16 protein-coding genes are annotated in these 21,218 nt (G+C 30.6%); 6 read left to right on the forward strand and 10 right to left on the reverse strand.

Features of this window, described 5'->3' with window-relative positions:
- Position 1 precedes the first annotated feature (1 nt).
- Complete coding sequence (locus Q0998_RS13710; protein ID WP_299670699.1) at positions 2 to 856, forward strand: hypothetical protein; 855 nt, start codon at positions 2 to 4, stop codon at positions 854 to 856.
- Here Q0998_RS13710 and Q0998_RS13715 read toward each other — a convergent pair.
- Positions 826 to 2,091 (reverse strand): polysaccharide biosynthesis C-terminal domain-containing protein, encoded by a 1,266-nt coding sequence (locus Q0998_RS13715; protein WP_299670701.1) that lies wholly within the window; start codon positions 2,089 to 2,091, stop codon positions 826 to 828. The two genes, Q0998_RS13710 and Q0998_RS13715, sit on opposite strands and share 31 nt — an antisense overlap.
- A 1-nt stretch (position 2,092) precedes the next feature.
- On the reverse strand, positions 2,093 to 3,226 hold the full coding sequence (locus tag Q0998_RS13720) for a glycosyltransferase (RefSeq protein ID WP_299670703.1): 1,134 nt from the start codon (positions 3,224 to 3,226) through the stop codon (positions 2,093 to 2,095).
- A gap of 73 nt (positions 3,227 to 3,299) precedes the next feature.
- Between Q0998_RS13720 and Q0998_RS13725 the strand changes: the two genes are divergently transcribed.
- The 4 genes from Q0998_RS13725 to Q0998_RS13740 are packed head-to-tail and all read left to right on the forward strand — an operon-like array spanning position 3,300 to position 6,715.
- Complete coding sequence (locus tag Q0998_RS13725) at positions 3,300 to 3,983, forward strand: YjjG family noncanonical pyrimidine nucleotidase (protein ID WP_299670705.1); 684 nt, start codon at positions 3,300 to 3,302, stop codon at positions 3,981 to 3,983.
- Between the two features lie 36 nt (positions 3,984 to 4,019).
- Entirely contained in the window at positions 4,020 to 4,568 is a 549-nt protein-coding gene (locus Q0998_RS13730) for a hypothetical protein (RefSeq protein WP_299670707.1), read from the forward strand.
- A gap of 1 nt (position 4,569) precedes the next feature.
- Positions 4,570 to 5,937: a DUF5723 family protein gene (locus tag Q0998_RS13735; protein ID WP_299670709.1), complete on the forward strand. Its 1,368-nt coding sequence runs from the start codon at positions 4,570 to 4,572 to the stop codon at positions 5,935 to 5,937.
- A gap of 1 nt (position 5,938) precedes the next feature.
- Positions 5,939 to 6,715: a hypothetical protein gene (locus Q0998_RS13740; protein WP_299670711.1), complete on the forward strand. Its 777-nt coding sequence runs from the start codon at positions 5,939 to 5,941 to the stop codon at positions 6,713 to 6,715.
- On the opposite strand, the gene Q0998_RS13745 is transcribed toward Q0998_RS13740, so the two are convergent.
- Positions 6,712 to 7,983 (reverse strand): replication-associated recombination protein A, encoded by a 1,272-nt coding sequence (locus Q0998_RS13745; RefSeq protein WP_299670713.1) that lies wholly within the window; start codon positions 7,981 to 7,983, stop codon positions 6,712 to 6,714. The two genes, Q0998_RS13740 and Q0998_RS13745, sit on opposite strands and share 4 nt — an antisense overlap.
- 75 nt (positions 7,984 to 8,058) lie before the next feature.
- Here Q0998_RS13745 and Q0998_RS13750 point away from each other — a divergent pair, with 75 nt between their 5' ends.
- Positions 8,059 to 8,736 carry a rhomboid family intramembrane serine protease gene (locus Q0998_RS13750; RefSeq protein WP_299670715.1) on the forward strand — a complete coding sequence of 226 codons (678 nt, stop codon included), beginning with the start codon at positions 8,059 to 8,061 and terminating at the stop codon, positions 8,734 to 8,736.
- 6 nt (positions 8,737 to 8,742) lie between these two features.
- Here the strand turns inward: Q0998_RS13750 and rlmB are convergent, their stop codons facing one another.
- The 7 genes from rlmB to Q0998_RS13785 all read right to left on the reverse strand — a co-directional run bounded on the left by rlmB (position 8,743) and on the right by Q0998_RS13785 (position 21,143).
- On the reverse strand, positions 8,743 to 9,513 hold the full coding sequence (gene rlmB / locus Q0998_RS13755) for a 23S rRNA (guanosine(2251)-2'-O)-methyltransferase RlmB (protein ID WP_299670717.1): 771 nt from the start codon (positions 9,511 to 9,513) through the stop codon (positions 8,743 to 8,745).
- An 84-nt stretch (positions 9,514 to 9,597) separates the two neighbouring features.
- Positions 9,598 to 12,813: a PA domain-containing protein gene (locus Q0998_RS13760; RefSeq protein WP_299670719.1), complete on the reverse strand. Its 3,216-nt coding sequence runs from the start codon at positions 12,811 to 12,813 to the stop codon at positions 9,598 to 9,600.
- 71 nt (positions 12,814 to 12,884) lie between these two features.
- Positions 12,885 to 13,781, reverse strand: coding sequence for a hypothetical protein (locus tag Q0998_RS13765; RefSeq protein ID WP_299670721.1), 897 nt, complete (start codon positions 13,779 to 13,781; stop codon positions 12,885 to 12,887).
- Between the two features lie 12 nt (positions 13,782 to 13,793).
- Positions 13,794 to 14,621 carry a hypothetical protein gene (locus Q0998_RS13770; protein ID WP_299670723.1) on the reverse strand — a complete coding sequence of 276 codons (828 nt, stop codon included), beginning with the start codon at positions 14,619 to 14,621 and terminating at the stop codon, positions 13,794 to 13,796.
- Between the two features lie 71 nt (positions 14,622 to 14,692).
- On the reverse strand, positions 14,693 to 16,135 hold the full coding sequence (locus Q0998_RS13775) for a SusD/RagB family nutrient-binding outer membrane lipoprotein (RefSeq protein ID WP_299670725.1): 1,443 nt from the start codon (positions 16,133 to 16,135) through the stop codon (positions 14,693 to 14,695).
- A gap of 20 nt (positions 16,136 to 16,155) precedes the next feature.
- Positions 16,156 to 19,284 carry a SusC/RagA family TonB-linked outer membrane protein gene (locus Q0998_RS13780; RefSeq protein ID WP_299670727.1) on the reverse strand — a complete coding sequence of 1,043 codons (3,129 nt, stop codon included), beginning with the start codon at positions 19,282 to 19,284 and terminating at the stop codon, positions 16,156 to 16,158.
- A 227-nt stretch (positions 19,285 to 19,511) separates the two neighbouring features.
- The gene (locus tag Q0998_RS13785; protein ID WP_299670729.1) at positions 19,512 to 21,143 is read right to left on the reverse strand and encodes a hypothetical protein; all 1,632 of its coding nucleotides are present in this window, start codon (positions 21,141 to 21,143) and stop codon (positions 19,512 to 19,514) included.
- Between the last annotated feature and the right edge of the window lie 75 nt (positions 21,144 to 21,218).

Consider the following 21,218-nt stretch of genomic DNA (forward strand, 5'->3'; position numbering starts at 1 on the left):
CATGATTCATTACGTTAAAAGACAAGATTTAGACATTGAAAAGTACGATGACTGTATCGAAAAATCTGTTCAATCTAGAATCTATGCATTTTCTTGGTATTTAGATATTGTTGCAGAAAATTGGGATGTCTTGGTTTTGGATGATTATAAAGCTGTAATGCCTATTCCTTGGAGAAAAAAATATGGTATAAAATATGTTAGCCAGCCTCATTTTTGCCAGCAATTAGGCATTTTTTCTAAAGTTGAAATATCTAATGATCTTCAATTAAAATTCATAAACAAAATCCCACTTAAATTTTTAAAAGTTTCTTTAAATCTGAATTCTGAGAATCTACTAATTTCGAAAAAATCTGAATTATTAAATTATTTATTGGATATTTCTAATGAATATTCAACAATACAAAAAAGCTTCTCTAAAGGAAGGAAACATGCAATAAAAGTTGGAGAGAAACTGGACTTAAAACTACAAAAAACAACTTTGAAAAACCTTATAGATATTCAAAATAAATTTTACAAATATAAAATTCCCAAAGAAAAATTATTACATTTAGAAAGTGTATCTCTTCAAAAAGAGAACGGAATAGTTTTAGGAGTTTTTAAAAATGGAGTATTATTAGGTGGAGGTTTTTTTATAAAATCTAAGGATCGAATTATTTATTTATATTCGGCATTTTCAGAGGAGGGTAGATCTTTACAAACCGCAAGCTTCCTTATTTCTAGGGTAATAAAACAAAATGTGAATTCGAATCTAATTCTTGATTTTGAAGGTGGGAATATGCCTAATATTGGTAGATTTTACAGAAGTTTTGGTGCTAAAGAAGAAAACTATTCAGTTTTCAATAGAACTTTATTATAAAGTAATTTAAAACATATTGCAGATACAATTCCTGTAAACCACATCAGTATTGCAGAGGTTATGGCAGCTCCTTTAATACCATATATAGGGATTAAATAATAATTACTAGCGATGTTAAAGGCGAGTGCTATGGTAGCAATATAATAATTAACATGCGCTTTCCCTATAGAAGATAGTAAGTTACCAAAAAGACCTCTAAAAATAAAAATTCCAGAAATGCCTACCATTAAAATAAAAAAAGTTTGTGAGTATTTTACAAAATTTTCATCCAGCAGTTTTAAGACAAAATCACCAAAAAAGTAGGATGCGGTTACGAGCATAAAACTCACAATTAAAAATAACAACATGTAACTTTTTATATATTTTTCAATATATTTTTTATCGTAAATTTTTTCTGTAAAGGCAACAAAATCTGTCGCAATAAAAACACGAGGTAAAAACAATAAGCTAAAAGGAATTAGCGAAATATATCTGTAATTGGTAACCATTTCTGTATTAACAAGTAAATAGCCAATTAGTAGAATATCTATTATAAAAAGTAGCTGAGTAACTACGTTAGACAAACTTGCGAAGAAACCATATTTCCAAAAAGTAAAATCAGTAATTTGAAGTTTATCTTTTAATCTATAATTGATATTAATTTTAGTGATAAATAGCAGAGCAGTTAGGGTTGGCGCTAAAACCAACGCAATCGCGTAGCCGAGTTCGGCAAAAAAATAACTTAAAACTACAACGCTTATTAGTAAGAAAATACTTTGAACAATTTCTGTATATGCAAAACTTTTATTATTGTGATTTAGACGTAGTTGCGCTTTTATAATCTCTAAAAGAAAGGAAGGGATTATGATAAAAGACAATAATACTAAATATATTTTGGTATTCTGAAACTGAAAATCAATAAAAAAAGCACTTATATTAATCAATACAATTAGAAGTAAAGAAACTAGAAAACCTTTTTTTAAAACATACAAAAACAAGCTATTTTTTTCTTCAGCAGATTTTAATAATGCGCCATATCTTAAAAAACTTTGATGCAAGCCTAAGCCACTAATTGGTACTATAAAAATGATAATATTATAAGCAAAAAGCACAACTCCTAATTCTTTGTTAGGAATCAACTTTAATGCAAACCAGGCCGCTAAAAATGAAAATATTCTTGCAAAAATTGTGGCAAAAAGAACATAGCTTCCTTTTCTGCCTAAAAAATTTGCAATGTAAGATGTTATTAAATTCAAATTACCTTTTTAAAGATTGGTAGTAAAGTAAAGAAAATTTATTAGAAATAACTTCTTTGCTAAATTGTTGTTGTATAAAATGATGCATTTTTTCTACCTCTAAGTTAGCAAACGTTTTTTTAGAGTTTAAAATTTCTTGTAATAACAATACTTCATTTTTTATGGGAATTACTTGGCAAAAATCATACTCACTAAAATCTATTGTAATACCTGTATTCGTTGCAATTACAGGAGTTCCACATGCAATTGCTTCTGGAATTACAATGCCAAAAGTCTCGTAATTACTAAATGAAATACATACAGAAGCATTTTGTAAATTAGTAACCAATTCCTCTTGCGTTTGATGATCTATAAAAGATATTTTACCGTTTTTTATATTTAATTCTTTTAGAAACTCTTTAAATCCAATACCATTATTACCAATAAATTTCCATTCGAAGTCATTTACTTGCTCATCTAAAAGTTTTGCAACCCGCAACATTCCTTTGATGTTTTTATGTTCATCTTTTAAACTAGAGACATGTACTAATTTTAAAATTTTGTTGTCTTTCTCCTTCGGAATAAATAAATCTGTATCTACCACATTTGCTACGGTTACATAATTCCCATCAAAACCTAACTCTTGCATGTTTTCTGATAGGTAATTACTTACAGGACAAACGGTATCCGCATTTCTTATAATATGCTTAGAAATAAACTTTTTTAAAAAACTAAATTTAAAATTTGACGTTTTTAAAAATCCTGTAAAATGTTCAGAAATTAAATAGGGTATGTTTCTTTTTTTAGATGTTTGTCTTGCAAAAATTCCAAAAGGAAAAATCTCATTTAAATGAATAACATCAAAAGTATCAGTTTTGCCTAAAAGAAGTTTATAAGCTTTCCAAAATAATAATATTTTTTTTAAAATGATTTTTTGAGGTTTTATGTAAGCAATATGCACTGTTAAATGCTCTTCCTTTGTAGAAACTACTTCCATATTTTTAATGCAATTATTATCTGTAATCATATGAAAAACGGTTACTTTATGTTTTAAAGATACTGCACGTGCGTGTCTTTCAATAAAATCGCCATTTGTTGGTAAAACTCGAGAAGGATACCAACCACAAAGAAATAAAATATGAAGTTTATTGTTCAAAGAAAAAGTTTTGTTATCACAAATATAACAACTTAATCTGCGTTTTTTTATTTATAATTTTTACATTTAGCAAATGAAAATTGAACACGTCTTTTTTGACTTAGATCATACTCTTTGGGATTTTGAAAGAAATTCTGAATTAACATTCCATAAAATATTCCTTGAAAACAATATCACTATTAGTATTGCTGATTTTTTGGAAGTTTACAAGCCTTTAAATTTAAAATATTGGAAATTATATAGAGAAGAAAAAATTTCTAAAACAGCGTTGAGATACGGTCGTTTAAAAACTACTTTCGATGCCGTGAATTATACAATTTCAGATAATTTGATTGATAAAATAGCCATCGATTATATTGAGAATCTAGCTAATTTTAATCACCTTTTTGAGGGTGCGTTTGAACTGTTAGAGTATTTAAAAGAAAAATATACACTTCATATAATTACCAATGGTTTTGAAGAAATTCAAAGTAAGAAAATGGTGAATTCGAAGATTCATCACTATTTTGATCAAATTATTACTTCAGAATCTGTAGGTGTAAAAAAACCAAATCCTAAAGTATTTAATTATGCCTTAGAGATTGCAAAAGCAGACAAAGAAACATCGATTATGATTGGCGATAGTTTAGAAGCAGATATTGAAGGTGCAATAGCTATAGGTTTAAGGGCAATTCATTGTAATTTTGATGAGATTAGTTCGAACAATACATCATTTACAACGGTAAAAAATCTATTAGAAATAAAACAATATTTGTAGTACCTTTTGCGTTTAAAAATCAATAAAACTTTCTGTATGAAATTTTTTAAAAAGGTGTCTTTTCTACTAAGCACTATTTTATTTTTCTCTTGTTCTCAAACCTTAGATTTCAATCAAATAGAAGATTATACGACAACGCCTGTTTTTACATCTTCACTTACCTTATTTACCTTAAATGCTTCTAATTTTGTAGCATTCCCAGGTGCACCACCAGTTACAGAAATTTCTGAACGCTCTGATTTTAAGATTTTTGAGAATAGTTATGTAAGAGATAATTTGGTGAGAATTGATTTTGATTTTGAAATTAGAAATGAATTCAATCGAGATTTTACGATGGAAATTTCTTTGTTAGATGCTGCTAATAATTTGATTTATAAATTACAAGATTTAAATATCGAAGCCAATAACTTAGAATTTATACAAAAAGAAATCATAGACATTACTCAAAATCCAAATTTAAGAAATTTTACGAATGTAGAGGTTACATTAAGTTTAGATGATAAAATTACACCAATAAGTGCATCAGACATAGGGATTTTGGATTTCAAATCTGCAATTACAGTCTATTTAGAAACCACTCTATAGGATGAAAAATATTCTCTTACTTTTTAGTTTTTTACTGAGTATACAATCCTACTCACAGAATAAGCAGGTTTTATATGATTTTGCAGGTTTGCCTCAAACATTGCTTATCAATCCTGGTTTAGAAACCAATTACAAATACCATGTTGGTGTTCCATTACTATCAGGTTTTTCGTCTGAGTTTGGTACTACTGGTTTTGTGGTTTCAGATATTTTTGCGGTAGATAGTAGAACTATTAATGACAAGATTGCTGCTGTTTTAGAAGACATAGATACCAGAGATTATATAAAATTGAATTCTCAAATTGAAATTTTGAATGCAGGCTACAGGTATGATGAAGAAACCTATTTAAGTTTTGGTTTTTATCAAGAATTAGATGGTATTGTTTACTTTCCTCAAGATATCATTACCTTGGCAAATGAAGGAAATGGAGCGTATTTAAATAAAAGTTTTGATGCATCTCAAATTTTATACAAATTAGATGTTTTAGGTGTCATTCATGCTGGAATCACCAGAAAAATAAACGACAAATTAACAATTGGTGGTCGATTTAAGATTTATTCATCTGCTTTGAATGTACAATCTACCAACAATTCAGGAACCTTTACAACCACTTTAGGAAATAACAATATTTACACACATTATTTAGACAATGTAAATGTGAATTTTAAAACTTCTGGTTTAATTAAAGATGATGAATATATTGATGATCCTAGTACATATTTAAAAAGCACTTTTTTAGGAGGTAATTTAGGTGTAGGGCTAGATTTCGGAATTACATATCACATCAACAAACAATTACAATTTTCTGGAAGTATTATAGATGTTGGATTTGTAAATCATAAGAAAAACATTAAAAACACCTTAACAGCGGGAAGTTTTACTTTTGAAGGTATTGAGTTTGAATATGATGATTCAAACAGAAATTATTGGGATGAATTAAATACTGCTTTTAAAGAACAATTGCCAACCACAGAAAATGCGGAGTCTTATGTTTCTTGGAGACCAGCGAAATTAAATGCGGCATTAAAATACAGTTTTGGAGAAAAAAGAGGTAAATATTGTTATGATAATACGTACAAAGATTTTTACACAGATGCCTTTGGTGCGCAATTATATTCAGTTTTTAGACCCTTAAGTCAGCAATTTGCGCTTACTGGGTTTTATGAAAAATCTTTTACAAACAAATTACATGTGAAAGTTACTTATACAGTAGATGATTACTCTTATTATAACATTGGTATTGGTGTTTCTGCACAAATTTGGAAATTAAATTTTTACGGAATTCTTGATAATCTCGCCGAAATGTCAGATATTTCTTCCGCAAATAACGTTTCTTTACAATTCGGTTTTAATCTTATATTCAATTAAAATGAAAAATAAATTAATAATAATATTTTTAGTGATGTCTAATGTCATTGCTTTTAGTCAAAAAAAACAAGTTCAAAATTACAAATATATTATTGTACCAGAAAGGTTTGATTTCTTAAAAGAAAATGATCAATACAAAACAAGTTCGCTTACTAAATTTCTTTTACAGAAAAATGGTTTTACGGTAATTTTAGATTCAGAGGAATATCCAATAGAATTAAAAAATAATCCATGCAATGCCTTAACAGCAAATGTTACCAACAAATCTTCTATGTTTAAAACAAAGGTTGTAATTGAATTAAAAGACTGTTATAACAAAACAGTATATGCTTCTAAAGAGGGTGAAAGTAGATTGAAAGAATATAAAAGAAGCTATCAAGAAGCCATTAGAAATGCACATGCCAATATGAATAGTATTACTTATGAAGCATTATCTGGTGAAGATATAATTCAAACCAAAAAAGAAGTAATTGTAAGTAAGCCTATGATAGTTAATAGAGTTGATAAAATCATTCCCTCTATAAACAAAGAAATTGAATCCACAAAAAACAAGGCGACGAATACATTAAGCGTTTTATATGCACAGCCAAAAGAAAATGGTTATCAATTGATTAACCTCAAGCCCGAAGTGGTTTTCTTAATTTTAAATACAAATATACAAGACGTTTATATTATCAAAAATAAAAACGGCTTATTGTATAAAAAAGAGGCCCATTGGATTGCAGAATTCTACGAAAACGAAAAGTTAGTCACTAAAAAATATCAGATAAAATTCTAGTAATCATATCTGCTTTTCCATCGATTCTTTAAGATCTCTCTAAACTGATTTTCTCTTTGATTTTCTCCAGGCTCATACAATTTTGTGCCAGAAATTTCGTCTGGTAAAAACTCTTGATTTATAAAGTTCTTAGGATAGTTGTGCGAATATTGATAGTCTTTTCCGTAATCTAAATCTTTCATCAATTTAGTAGGCGCATTTCTTAAATGTAAAGGCACAGATAAATCGCCTGTTTTTCTTACAATATTTTGGGCTTCACCTATGGCTAAATAAGAAGCATTACTTTTTGAAGAGTTTGCTAAATACAGGGCACACTGACTTAAAATAATCCGAGATTCTGGATTACCAATTACAGAAACTGCTTGAAATGTATTGGTTGCTAATATCAATGCAGTCGGATTTGCGTTGCCAATATCTTCAGAAGCTAAAATTAACATTCTTCGTGCAATAAATTTTACATCCTCACCACCTTCAATCATTCTTGCCAACCAATAAACAGCAGCATTAGGATCGCTACCACGGATCGATTTTATAAATGCAGAAACAATGTCATAATGTTGTTCTCCTGTTTTATCATATCTAGCTGTATTTTTTTGAATTTTAGATAAGACTAATTTATTCGTAATTTCTATTTTATCTTCGGTGGAAACTAATAATTCAAAAATATTTAATAATTTTCTTGCATCGCCACCAGAAACTTGCAATAAAGCATCGGTTTCTTTTAACGTTATTTTTTTGGAAGAAAGAAATTCATCTTCTTTCATAGCTCTATTTAGCAGCGCAATTAAATCTTCTTTATCAAAAGAGTTTAAAATATAAACCTGACACCGAGAGAGTAGGGCAGGAATCACTTCAAAACTTGGGTTTTCTGTGGTAGCACCAATTAAAGTGACCCAACCTTTTTCTACAGCGCCTAATAAGGAATCTTGCTGAGATTTACTAAACCGATGAATTTCGTCAATAAAAAGAATTGGATTTTTTGCAGTGAACAATCCACCACTTTTCTTCGCTTTTTCTATCACTTCTCGAACATCTTTTACTCCAGAACTAATGGCGCTTAAGGTGTAAAAAGGTCTATTTGAAACGGTCGCAATAATATTTGCAAGCGTAGTTTTTCCGATTCCTGGAGGTCCCCAAAGTATTAATGATGGAATAATACCTTGTTTTATTAAATTTGTTAAAACCCCTTTTTCACCAACCAAATGTTGTTGACTAATGTAGTCTTCTAATGTTCTAGGTCTAATTCTTTCTGCCAAAGGTTCATTCATAATGCAAAAATAATAAAGTTTTATGACAGAAGTTGTAATTTTTTATTTTGGTAACATATTTGTTATTTTTTAACTATGGAAGATGAAAACCAATTAAAGATCTCAAAATCTGTATTTTTTATACCAGTACTTTATATCGTAAGTATTTGGTTTATCTATTGGGTGGAAATTTATTTTAACTTCAATTTTAATAAATACGGTGTATTTCCTAGAGATCCTCTTGGTTTTAGAGGTGTTTTTCTAATGCATTTTATCCATAGTGATACGAGTCATCTATTTAATAATTCAATTCCTCTGTTTGTATTGCTTTCAAGTCTTTTTTATTTTTATAGAGATGTCGCCTTAAAAATTTTAATTTTTGGTGGAATTCTCACGGGATTATCGACTTGGATGATTGCTAGAGAATCTTATCATATTGGCGCTAGCGGTGTTGTGTATCTTTTGTTTAGTTTTGTTTTTTTTAGTGGAATTATACGAAAGCACTATAGATTGGTAGCCTTATCTTTAATTGTAATATTTCTCTACGGAAGTATGATTTGGTATGTGTTACCCATTAAAGATGGAATGTCTTGGGAAGGCCATTTATCTGGTTTTCTTGTAGGGCTTTTATTTGCTTTTATCTATAGAAATAAAGGAATAACAAAACAAGAACACCATTTCAAAGAAACTGCATTCGATTTGTTATTTGATGAAAACGGTAATTTTTCTCCACCAAAAGAAGTAGAAGAAGAAAATGATGAAATAAAATTTTAGTTTTACCTACTGCCTACTGCCTACTCTACTGCCTACTGCCATTCTCTGTCTTACAGTCTCATATAAGAAGGCTCCACACGCAACGGAAACATTTAACGAGGCAATTTCACCTAACAAAGGTAATTTTGCTTTATAATCGACCATTTTAAGGATGGAAGGGTTTACACCTCTATGTTCAGAACCCATAATAATTGCAATTGGTTGGTTTAAATCTACATCGTAGATAGAAGTATCTGTTTTTTCTGTAGCAGCAACCGTTTTTATATCTGAAGCCTGTAATATAAACAAGGCATCTTTAATATGATCTACTTTACAAATTGGAATTTTAAAAGCAGCACCTGCGGATGTTTTTATCGTTTCAGCATTTACAGGAGCACTTCCGTCTTTCTGAATAATTATTCCATTAACGCCTGTACATTCTGCCGTTCTAATAATTGCACCAAAATTTCGAACATCAGAAAGTTGATCTAATAAAAGAAAGAGTGGCGTAGTATTACTTTCTAAAGTCTCATTAATTAAAGTTTCTAAGTCGTAAAATTCTATAGGAGATATTTGAGCAACAGCACCTTGATGGTTGCCGTTTTTTGACAAACGATTTAATTTTTCAACAGGAACAACACTTGTAGCGATGCTTTTTTCTTTGATGAGCTTATTCAATTCATAATACAGTTCTCCTCTCAAAGCCTTTTGTAAATAGATTTTACTCATTGTAGAACCACTTTCAATGGCTTCTATAATTGCTCTAATACCAAAGATGGTTGTTGTTTTATTTTCCATTTTGCAAATGTATGTTAAATATAGAGCAAAAAAAAACCATCAAAAGATAATACTTATGATGGTTTTAAGATAGTTAACAAAAAATTATTCTATGATAATTTTTTTTGTAATTTTTTTACTTCCATTCGAAAATTTAATTAAATACAACCCAGCATTTAAGTGTTCTAAGTTTAACGTTTTTTTACTACTTGATAAATTTTGTACGTCAGAATAAACGGATTTACCTGTTATACTATAAACATTTATTTTTGTTTTACCAATATTATCTTGTGAAGTAATATTAACAATTCCATTGGAAATTGTTGGATATACATTTAATTCTGAACTCGTAAATACAGTATTATCGACAGATAGTGATTCTGCTGTGAACATTCCAGAAAATACACCTCTACCATGAGTTGCAGCAAATACCATGTTATCATTTCTTAAATCTAAATCTAATACTTTAACATTACTCATACCGTTAGAGGAAGTTTCCCACTTAGGATCTAAAGCTGAAAAATTAGTTGTAGACCATATACCCAATTCTGTACCGATAATAACCTCTTCTAAATTTAGCGGGTTTTGAAGTATTGCTTTTACAGGTAGATCTGGTAAATTTCCATCTTTTGCCTGCCATGTTATACCCTTATCATTAGTGTACCATATATTGTTTACACCGTAATTATGCACCGTAACAAAAATATTATTTTCATCCACACCAAATTCTAAATCTGAAATACTACCAACTATAATATTATCATCTAAACCAGTCCAAATAGGAGTTTCTGTATCTGCATTTTCTACTAAAAGAACATCTCCTAAAATTGATCCAACAAGCAGTGTTGAAGAACTTTTTGTATGAGGTGACACAGTAAATGCTGTTGGCATTCTTATTAGTAAGTCATCCGTTAAATCTGTTTTTGTTAGTGTAGTTTGAGACTTAATTCCAGAATATCTTTTAATTATAACATTAGGTCCAGATGTATAATTAGAATACAAAATATCTAAGTTAGAGTCTAATGCCTGAGGATTGATAAAAGATCCAGCACTAGCATCTTCATTGTTAATAGTAACATTATCACCATCGAAATTATATAAATTTACGCGATCATTATAAACATAGTTAGAAACAATATATCTATCGCTACCATCTTGGTCAAAAAAAGTATAGGCACCATCACCTCCTTGAATTTCAGTAGAGCTATTTGATTCTGAATTTTTTGCGTTTTCAATTAAAAGTGTTCCATTATCTTGCAAACCACCTGCAAAATAATCTCCAGTAAATGCAGTGGTTGGTCCAACACCAACGGTGTAATATTGAGAAGTAATTAAACCTTTAGTTCTTTCTACAATTGTTGTTCCTCCATCTGCACTATATGATACACCACCATCATGACCAAAAATAACTTTGTTGGAATCATTATGCCCAAAAGCAGCAATATGTTGATCTGCATGAACGTACTGAAACCCAAAACCAGCATACCAGTGAGAAATTTGTGACCATTCAGAAGCCCCATCCGTAGATTTAAATAAATCGATACCACCAATGTATAAAATATCATCATTATTTGGGTCAACTTCTAACATTAAATCATAAAAGGCTTGTCCTCTTGTGAAATCTGCAGCTGTTATATTTGTATCGGCGTCATTGGGCAGAGTTTTCGATCTTGTTAAAAATGATATATTAAAAGCATCTGTTGTACTCTTTATAGAAACACCACCACCAGCTAATTCAGCTAAAACGTATATCTTCTGTGCATCTGAAGAAGAAATTGCTATTTGAGTTCTAACTCCATCTGGAACTGTATATTTCTTTGTGAAAATTATACCGTCTGTAGACGAAAATATTTCACCACCACCATCGTTAAATAATTTACTTGTAGTAGTCGATAACCAAATTTGACCATCTGAACCAATTTCAATATCATTTGGACAATGTTTATTTCCATCAGCTGTTAATGGAAGATTTATCTCTAACCAGTTATTACCACCATCTGTAGACTTATATAAACCATAAGACAATCCACCAATAGTAGTAGCAGAGTTAGAAGCACCATATAATGCATCTGCTGCAGCTACATATATTTCCGAAACACCATCGTTATCTTTTATTTTAATATCATTTATATGTTGTATTCCAGGAACTACTGTCGCAGTAAAATTTCCTGAAGCAGGGTTTAAAGAACCACTCACTGATCCAGAGACTATTGCAGCTTCAATTTTGTCTCCATCTTCTTTTGATATCATCACAGATGGTATTGTAATTGTTGCATCTTCTCCACCCATGGGTATAGGTTCTCCACTTACATTATTCATCATTATTACGGCAATTGCACCAGCATTTTGTGCGGATTTTACTTTTTCTACAAAAGAACAAACTCCTCTGCGTATTAAAGCTATTTTTCCAGTCAAATCAATTGTTGAGGGGCCACAATTTTCATTAGGTTCTGTTGACGTACCACCATTATTTGCAACGAATGGAACCGTTCCATTTGCCAAAGTAAATTCTCCTGAAATTTCTGATGTAATTTCTGAACCAAAATTAGCAGTGGGAAATGATTGATAGTTACCATTTACCTGTGATGAGCCTGTTACAGTAATATTTGATGATGATACAAAGTAACTAACTCCAGTATTTCCACCAAAGATGTTAGTCCATGTATTTCCGCCATCAATAGATTTCCATATACCATCTCCATTGACTGATCCATCTGTATGACCAACATAAGATTCTCCAGTACCAACATAAAATATTTTTGGATTATTTGGATCAAATGTAATAGATGATACTGCTAAATTTTCTGGGATATCAACTCTTGTCCAAACAGAATTTTCGTCAGAAATATTTGTATTTTTCCATAATCCACCACTAACACTTCCTGCAAAAACGGTATTATCTGTAGTATCATTAGGATCAAACATTATCGCTCTAGTCCTCCCTGCAACATTATCTGGACCTCTATTAATCCACTTGTTATCTGACGCATCACCAGGAGTTCTATATTGAGTATTATTCTTTAGTAATAATTCTTTTTGTAATTCAGCTACTTTTATAGGAGTTGGTCTTCCTAATTTAGGATTCATAGTAAGAATCCATTGCTCTTCATTATATTTATTAGGTGGTATGCCTAAACTTTTTCTTTCATTTTTAGATAATTTTAATGTTTCTTTAAATGGATTTTTTTCTATATTTTTTGCATGTAACTCTTTTAGCCTGTCAATTGAATTTACTGGAGTATTTATATTAACATAAATAATAGCAAATAATACTATACCAAGAGCTAAAATTAGAATAGGTAGTTTGTTTTTTTTTATCATAATTAATTGTTAAGCAAAATACCCCTGTAAAATAATTTACAGAGGTATTTTTTGTATTAATAAAATTATTTTTACAAAGGGGTTACTGTAAAATTATAACCACTTTTAGTTATTGTTGCTACTGCTGTTTCTGCTGGAGTTCCAGAAACAGATTCTATAGAACTAAGAGTAAATGTGTCTGCAATAGTAAACTCTCCTGAATCAGAATTTGACTGACTGTAACTTACAGTAACAGGAACTGGTTCTGTAAGATCATAAACTGTAAATGGGTTATCATATACCTCAAGTACCAGAAAGTATTCTCCGTCAGGTAAATTTTCCATAGTAGAATCTGTTTCAGTACAAGAACCAGTAGCTCCTAAAGTTTGAACAAAGAGTCCTGCATTTGTATATAACAGTACATCAAAATCTATGTTACAAAAATCTAAAGTAACATCTGTAGGTCCTGCAGCTTCAAAAGTGTAAGACCCAGCCCAAGTTGTAGTAAACATCAATGTATCATCAATTTGATCATTATTAATTGTTACTGGTAAATTATATTCACTAGCTAAATTAAAATTACCATCTGTTACCGCTGATAAGACGAATGTCTCTGTACCTTCGATATCACCATTTCTATTGATTGATAATTCTGTAGAAGCTGTAGTAGCCCCAGCAGGTATTTTAATTTCACCTATAGTATAATCATCACTGTCAGCATTACCACTAGTTTGTACAAATGATATTATTGCATCTAAAGGTTGTGGTTCCATTAAGCTTGCACTTACAGTTGCTGTATAAGTATCAAGGTCATCTACATCAATTAAAGTTTCATTAAAAGTGTAAGATGCCTGTGAACTAGATAAGGTTACTGTTGCATCGGTCCAAGACATTTTTGAGGCACCAGTATAATCATCATTGTTTTCGCAAGATGTAATAATAATACCACCCAAAATGGCAAAACATACGTATTTTATAATATTTTTCATTTTTATTTTATTTTATAATTTTGTATAAACTCCAGTACATTCTATTTTTGTAGCTCCCCCAGAGAATTCTATAATGTAATAGATTTTTAAATCACCAGTTGTTGAATCTACACTACCGTCAGCAAAATTATAAACTTGGTTACTATAAAATCCTTGAGCTAGTCCTTGTTGAGGTACATTTAAAGTACCACAAACATCGCTAAAATTAAATCCTTGATCAGGAGCAGGAAGTCCGTCAGGGCTTGCCCACCTGTAAGTAGTAGTAGTTTTATATACTCCTGGACTAACTTCAGTTATTATTTCATTAGGAAAAGTAATGTCATGATTAAAATTAGAAGTAAATCTTAAGCTATATACACCAGCTAGAGCAGAGGCACAATTTACAGTTACATCATACTTACTAAAATTAGAACCCTGATAAAATACATTTCCAGAGTTTGTGAAAACTTTGACTTTAAAATTAATCTGATTTCCGATTCTTACGTTTTTTAGATCAACGTTTAAACCTTCAAAGTAATCACTTACAGAATCAAAACTAGTGGAAATAGGCAATGTTTCAGATTCTATTACCACAACTTCTTCTCCACCCTCAAAAGATTTTACAATCTGATATTTAGCAACGTTACTGGGTATTTGACCTGGTAAAACAGATAAATTAAGTGTTAATTCTGCATTGGCATCAGTTAAAGCAACTTCAGATGTTTCTAAATCTGCTGGATTTAGAGCGTTTCCTAATAATTTACCTGATGTACCAGATAAAGTTGTTATTACTCCTTCTGCTACTATACCAGCATCTACGTCTAGTGAATCCTCACTGTCTTCACAAGAAGTAAACGTCATAAAGATTGAAAGGAAAAATATTGATAAAATTTTTATTTTTTTCATTTTTTTATATATTTATTATTAATATGTTATTGCCAGAATAAAGGTGAAGTTAACTCATCACCATTAATCTTAGAAGCGCCAGCATCATAACTTGTCTTATTTAAAGAAGGTTCTGTTGTTGGATAAAACAAACGAGATGGAATTTGCGTTAGTATTGCTTCTGTAGCTGGTGTTAAAGCTGGAATTTTATTTCTTCTCCATTCTGTCCACGTTTCAAAACCTTGGCCAAATAAAGCAATCCATTCTTGTATCGCAATTTTTTCTGTCGCATCAGCTTTAGTTGCATAATTTAAAGATGCTTGATTTAAATAAGCTAGTGCATCACCTGAAGCTACGCCATTGAATTCAAGATTTGCTGTTATTCCTTTTTTATACCAATCTAAAGAACCTGTAATTCCTCCAGAAACAAAACCTTCATTCATAGCTTCAGCAATTAATAAACTTAATTGTGAATAAGATAATAATACACCAGGAAGTGTTGGCTGTAAATAAAAATCTCCTAAAGGTGAAATATTTGCATAAGTATAACCTAAGCCTTCGTTTGGTAAAGTAGTTTGAGCACCAAATCCTGATGGCTTCCCTACAATCTCGTCATCCGCATTTAATCCTGCATATACTTCCAACCTAGGATCATTTAAATCTTCTAATATATCAACTAAAACAGAATTAATTTTGTATTCTGGTCTGTTACCGTCTACAACAGTTTCCCAAATTGGGTTTGCATCTGGTGCTGCTGATAAATAAGTAAGCTGCGCACTATCATCATTAGATGTAAACATTTTACCCATTAAAGATCGCAACTCAGCATTGACACTTCTAGTCGAAGAAATTCTCATTAAAGCTCTAAACTTTAAAGAATTTGCTAACTTATACCATTTAGATACGTCACCTCCATAAAAAAGATCTGAACTAGCTACTATTGTACCATCACTATTACTAAGTAACGCCGCAGCATCCGTTAACAATTTAATTACACCTTCATATACAACTGCCTCATCATCATAAACAGGTTGTAAAATGTCACCATTGATAGCTTCCGTGAATGGAACAGGTCCATAAAAATCTACTAATGTTTGAAAACCTATTGCCTTCATAACAAGTGCAGCACCTTTCAGACTATTATTTCCTTCAGCTTCTGCTAAATCAAACATAGCACTAGACTCAGAAATAACGCTCGCATACATATTATTCCAAATGGCATCTATATTACCTCTTCTTGGTATGTATCTTGCCTCATCATTATATTGTACTTTAGACCAATGTTGTGCCCAACATGCTCCCATGTCACCACCTAACTGCATACCGTACATTGTATTAATGAATATTCTTTGGGGCCCTCCTAATAGTAAATGTGCAGGAACAGCGGTGGAATTATTGGGATCCACATTTAGCTCTTCGAACCCTCTATCACAACCTGTGATTAGGATAAAGCTCAAAAGAGTATATAAAACTATATTTATTTTTTTCATGATGTTTTTGTATTTTTCAATTAAAATCTTAAGTTGATATTAAAACCAATATTTCTAGCAGAAGGTGATTGACCAAATTCCTGACCCTGATTACCGTTAGAACTACTAAAACCAGTCTCTGGATCAATATGTGGCGCTCTCTTGAATAGAATAGCTAGATTTCTTCCCACAACCGAGAATTTTAGTGATTGAACGATTGAATTAGAAAGATATCTTTGAGGCAATGAATACCCTAATGATACTTGTCTTAATTTAACATAAGATGCATCAAAAATTGCGCTAGACTCAACTCCATTTGAAAACGAAGCTTGATTGTATGCTTTTGCCGATACGGCTACATTGTTTGGTACAAATCCACCATTGCCATCAGACATAACACCGTTTCCAACAACACCAGTCTCACGACCTATTATCGTTTCAGATAATGTACCAGCATATCTACCCCAAGAATAACTCATACTATGCACGTCTCCACCAATTTTTGCGTCGACTAGAGTAGAAAAATCAAAATCTTTGTAACGGAAAGAAAAGTTTGCACCACCAGTCCAATCTGGAGCAATATTACCAACTACTTGTTGATCATCGTTCACTAAAGGTAATCCATTTTGATATATTACTTGACCATCATCTGTTCTTTCAAAATCTCTACCAATTAAAGTTCCGTATGGCTGCCCTGGTCTAGCTTCTAAACTAATTCCCCATTGACCACCTAAAACATAGGTATCTAATCCATCTAAAGAAGTAACTTCATTTACATTTCTTGCGAAGTTTAAGTCAACATCAAAAGAAAAGTTCTCATTTTTAACAATAGTTCCTCCCAACTGCAATTCTATCCCAGTATTTTGCATGTCTGCGATATTATCCCAAACACTTGTAAAGCCAGTTGCTGCAGAAACCTGAATAGGTACTAACAAGTCCTCACTTTTTTGATCATAGTATGTTGCGCTAAAACGTAATCTATTTCTAAACATCTTTAAATCTAGACCAAATTCAACTCCAGTTACAGTTTCAGCTTTTAAATTTGGATTAAATTGAGTATTAGGAACACTTGCTTGATTTCCAAACCCTGAATTGTTTAATCCGAAAGTTTGGTTTAAAGAATAAGCTCCTAAAGCTCCTGTACTACCAACTTGAGACCAACCACCTCTAATTTTAAGAAGATTTATGTTGTTTTCTTTAAGGTTTTCAAAAACATCAGATAATAAAACAGATGCAGCAACCGATGGGTAAAAGAATGAATTATTAGCTACTGGTAAAATACTAGACCAGTCATTTCTAGCTGTAAAGTCTATAAAAATCATATCTTTAAATGAAATTTGTCCCGTACCATAGAAACTATTTATCTGTTGATCGCTGTGATAATTACTCAATACAGCTGTAGAACCCGTTTGTAAATTAGATAAATTGTACAAGTTTGGTAATTCTAAATTTGGTAGATTACCAAGAACATTATCTAGAGTTCTATTCATGTGATTACCACCAAAGCTTAATGAAAGACCAATACTTTCTGATATTGTATTATTATAATTGAAGAGGAAATTTGCATTTATTTCTTCAAATCTTCTAATTCTTTCAGTATAAGACCCATTTTGTGCATTATTACTACCAACAGCTTGTCTATTAGTTGTTCTCTGGCTAAAACCATCTACTCCTAACATTGTAGTTAATGATAAATGTTCTGTAAGTTGAGAGTCCGTGGTAATGTTTCCAATGATACGATCTTTTTCAAAAGTATTTGTATTGGTTTCTAAAACCCAGTAAGGATTGTTTTGAAAATTATGATTCCAGTTTAATGGAGTGCCTGCCGCTGCTGTGCCTTCTGGAGCAAGTGGAAAGTTTCTCCAATCTTTCAAATCAGAAAAATTAACTTGTCTAGCAGACCATATAAATTGTTGAAAAGGGTTTTCATTATTATATCCAGTAATCGGAATGTTATCACTATCTTGATTTATATAATTTAATGAAATACCTGCTTTTATATATTCTCCAATATCCATAGACCCACTTAGACCAACAGTGAATTTTTTAAATTCAGTAAAAGGAATCATACCCTTTTGCTCACTATTACCTAATGATAATCTAAAAGAACCACTTGTAACAGACACATTATTTGAAAGGTTTATACCTGTATTCAAAAAATCTCTTACGTTATCAGGATGAGAAATCCAAGGAGTAGGGTTTCCGTTATTGGTTAGTTGAGAATCCCATTGAACAAATTCAAAACCTGCATCTAAAGCTGGACCCCAACTTTCATCAACACCATCACCGATACCACCACTAGCACCATCTACATATTTAAAGTTATTTGTATCTCCTCCTTGTCCATAAGAATTTTGATAATCAGGTAACAATAAAGGGTTAGAAAAAGTTACGTTTGTATTAATAGAAACACCAAATTTTCTATTCACATTTCCCCTTTTTGTAGTAATAACTATTACACCATTACCAGCTCTTAGTCCATACAAAGCGGCAGCATTTGGCCCCTTTAAAACAGTAATGGATTCAATATCATCTGGGTTAATATCCGCAGCTCCGTTTGGTAAATCTACTCCACCACCAGAACCAGCATTTCCAAAAGTACTATTACTAATCGGAACCCCATCTACTACATACAAAGGTTCATTATTACCAGTAATAGAAGAATTACCTCTTAAAACAATTCTAGAAGATGCGCCAACACTTCCCGAAGTTCCAGTAACTTGAACACCAGCAATCTTACCACTAATAGAGTTTGTAATATTACTCTCTCGTGCTTCTGTTAAATCTCCTCCTTTAATACTTTGTACAGAGTATCCTAAGGCTTTTTCTTCTCTTTTAATACCGAAAGCTGTAACAACAATCTCATCTAATACATTAGAATCTTCCTCTAATTTAATATTAATAATATTTGAGTTACCTACTGTTCTTTCTACAGGTTTAAAACCTAAATATCTATAAACCAAAACGTCTCCTGTTTTAGCTGTTATAGAATATTTACCGTCAAAATTTGTTTCGGTACCAGTATTTGTACCTTTAATTACAACACTAACTCCTGGTAATGCTCCTGATTCATCAGAAACTAACCCAGAAACAGTCTTAGTCTGCGCAAAATTTATTTGCACAACAAACGCTAATAAAAGCGTTAAAATCCCATTAAACTTTGTCTTCATTTTATAATTATTTGAATTAATTACGTCAAAAGTCATAAATAAAACTTAAAACACCAACTTTTTAACACTAAAATGTCAAAAAAAAGTTAATTTGTTGTTAATCAAAGAGACCAAATGTTAAATTTTGATAAAACATACTTACTTTAAGATCAAAAACTGTTTTCGTATGATAAGTAGATACCTTTTCTATTCCCTTACAATAGTATTTCACTTTTAATTTACTGAAATTAAAAATAATTAACCCAATTTACAAAGAATTGGATATTATTAAAATTTAGTGAGGTTTTTGAACTGGTTCCTACAGAAGTAGTTATGTTTATTTGCGAATTATTCGTATTAAATAAATAACCAATACCTAAGGCAAACAATTTTTCTTCTTGTTTTGAAGTTGACACCAATGCCAAGTCTGTAATGGAGTATAAAAAAGATTTACTGGATGTTTTATATCGATATTCTATGTTTTGAAGAACGTAATTTTTAACGAAAATACTCTGCTCATTAAATCCTCTAATAGAATTATTACCACCGATTCTAAACAATTCATTGTCGATATAATTTTCAGAAGATAATAAACCTGTTTTGTTTCTCGTGAAAATTGTATTTCTACTATTTAAATCGAAAAGATAAGAAATTGTAGATTCTAATTTTATTTGATTGAATGATGCATTTGAATTTTTTCTTTTTCCAAAAGAAGGATTAATCTCAAGAAAGAATTTATTGTTGTTGAAAAAATCGTTTTTTAATAATTTGTATTGATATCCTAATCCAATAAAAATACTGCTAAATGTATCTATATTGTTAGTAGTTGTGTTTTCTAGTTCTTCTGAATTTTCTGACACAAAAGATAAAAATAAATTGGAGTTGTTTTTTATTTGATATTGTATCTTGGAATTTAGTTTTGTGTTTAAAAATGTTGAATCTTGTTTGTAGATAGAGAAATTAATTTCAGAAGATACTTTTGTATTGAAAAGATAAGGAAGTTTGGTTGATAGTTTGAGTTCTTGTCTTTCGTTCCCAATACTGTTCCATAGCAGATTTAAACTTTCGCCAGTTTTAAAAAGGTTTTTTAGTTTCAGATCTAAATAACCCGTAAAAAGGAGTTTACCGCTATCTTGAGTTGTAAAATTGATAAGACCATCGAAGCTATTTATTTTTTCCTTTTTTAGATACATATATATAAACGTAGAATCTTTTGTAAATAAAGTCTCTGGAGGTTTTATTTCAGAAGCAAAATCTAAACCTTTAGAAAGTGCAGAGATCTCTTTTAATTTAGTCCGATTAAAAGTTGTTTCGTTATTGATATTAAAATAATTTTTGATAAAGGCATTTGGAAAATCTTTGTATCCTTTTACAATGACTTTATTAATATTCCTTTTTTTAGATTTTAGAATAACAATGTCGGCGAATAAGGTCTTTTTATCAATTGTAAAATTTTTTAAAGCAACTTTAGAAAAAGAACTCCCTTCTTTTTCTAGTACATCAGATATTTCATTTAAAGTAGCTTCTAGCTTACTAATTGGTATTGTAAGTTTTTTTTTGTGGTAAAAGATTTGGTCTAAAATAACTTTGGGAAGGTTCGTTTTGCTCAAAACAATAGTATCTAACTTTTCGTTTAGAGAAAAATAAGCTGTATGTTGTTTGTCATTTTTGACAATACTATCTAAAGTATTTAAAAAGTAACCATTTAATTTTAGGTATTTAGAAATTTTGGCTATTTCATTATAAATAGAAATACTGTCGGAGTGTTTATTTTTAAAATCAACTTTAGATAAAAAAATGTTTTCTTCTTGATGGATAGAAAACAATTTTAATTCAATTTTTTGTGCTATTATTTCTGTTGAAACAAGAAGAATAATCAAAAAACTGAGGAAATGTATTCTTTTTCTAGTCAAGTTTATATGTATTTTGATACTCAAAAGTAGAGTAAAAGGATG

Origin of the sequence: uncultured Polaribacter sp. (assembly GCF_947501385.1) — a bacterium.
Classification (GTDB): Bacteria; Bacteroidota; Bacteroidia; order Flavobacteriales; family Flavobacteriaceae; genus Polaribacter.

Excerpts from the sequence above, each read along its gene's own strand:
- Q0998_RS13710 (WP_299670699.1), top strand. The coding sequence starts at position 2 with ATGATTCATTACGTTAAAAGACAAGATTTAGACATTGAAAAGTACGAT.
- Q0998_RS13725 (WP_299670705.1), top strand. The coding sequence starts at position 3,300 with ATGAAAATTGAACACGTCTTTTTTGACTTAGATCATACTCTTTGGGAT.
- Q0998_RS13730 (WP_299670707.1), top strand. The coding sequence starts at position 4,020 with ATGAAATTTTTTAAAAAGGTGTCTTTTCTACTAAGCACTATTTTATTT.
- Q0998_RS13735 (WP_299670709.1), top strand. The coding sequence starts at position 4,570 with ATGAAAAATATTCTCTTACTTTTTAGTTTTTTACTGAGTATACAATCC.
- Q0998_RS13740 (WP_299670711.1), top strand. The coding sequence starts at position 5,939 with ATGAAAAATAAATTAATAATAATATTTTTAGTGATGTCTAATGTCATT.
- Q0998_RS13745 (WP_299670713.1), bottom strand. The coding sequence starts at position 7,983 with ATGAATGAACCTTTGGCAGAAAGAATTAGACCTAGAACATTAGAAGAC.
- Q0998_RS13750 (WP_299670715.1), top strand. The coding sequence starts at position 8,059 with ATGGAAGATGAAAACCAATTAAAGATCTCAAAATCTGTATTTTTTATA.
- rlmB (WP_299670717.1), bottom strand. The coding sequence starts at position 9,513 with ATGGAAAATAAAACAACAACCATCTTTGGTATTAGAGCAATTATAGAA.
- Q0998_RS13760 (WP_299670719.1), bottom strand. The coding sequence starts at position 12,813 with ATGATAAAAAAAAACAAACTACCTATTCTAATTTTAGCTCTTGGTATA.
- Q0998_RS13765 (WP_299670721.1), bottom strand. The coding sequence starts at position 13,781 with ATGAAAAATATTATAAAATACGTATGTTTTGCCATTTTGGGTGGTATT.
- Q0998_RS13770 (WP_299670723.1), bottom strand. The coding sequence starts at position 14,621 with ATGACGTTTACTTCTTGTGAAGACAGTGAGGATTCACTAGACGTAGAT.
- Q0998_RS13775 (WP_299670725.1), bottom strand. The coding sequence starts at position 16,135 with ATGAAAAAAATAAATATAGTTTTATATACTCTTTTGAGCTTTATCCTA.
- Q0998_RS13780 (WP_299670727.1), bottom strand. The coding sequence starts at position 19,284 with ATGAAGACAAAGTTTAATGGGATTTTAACGCTTTTATTAGCGTTTGTT.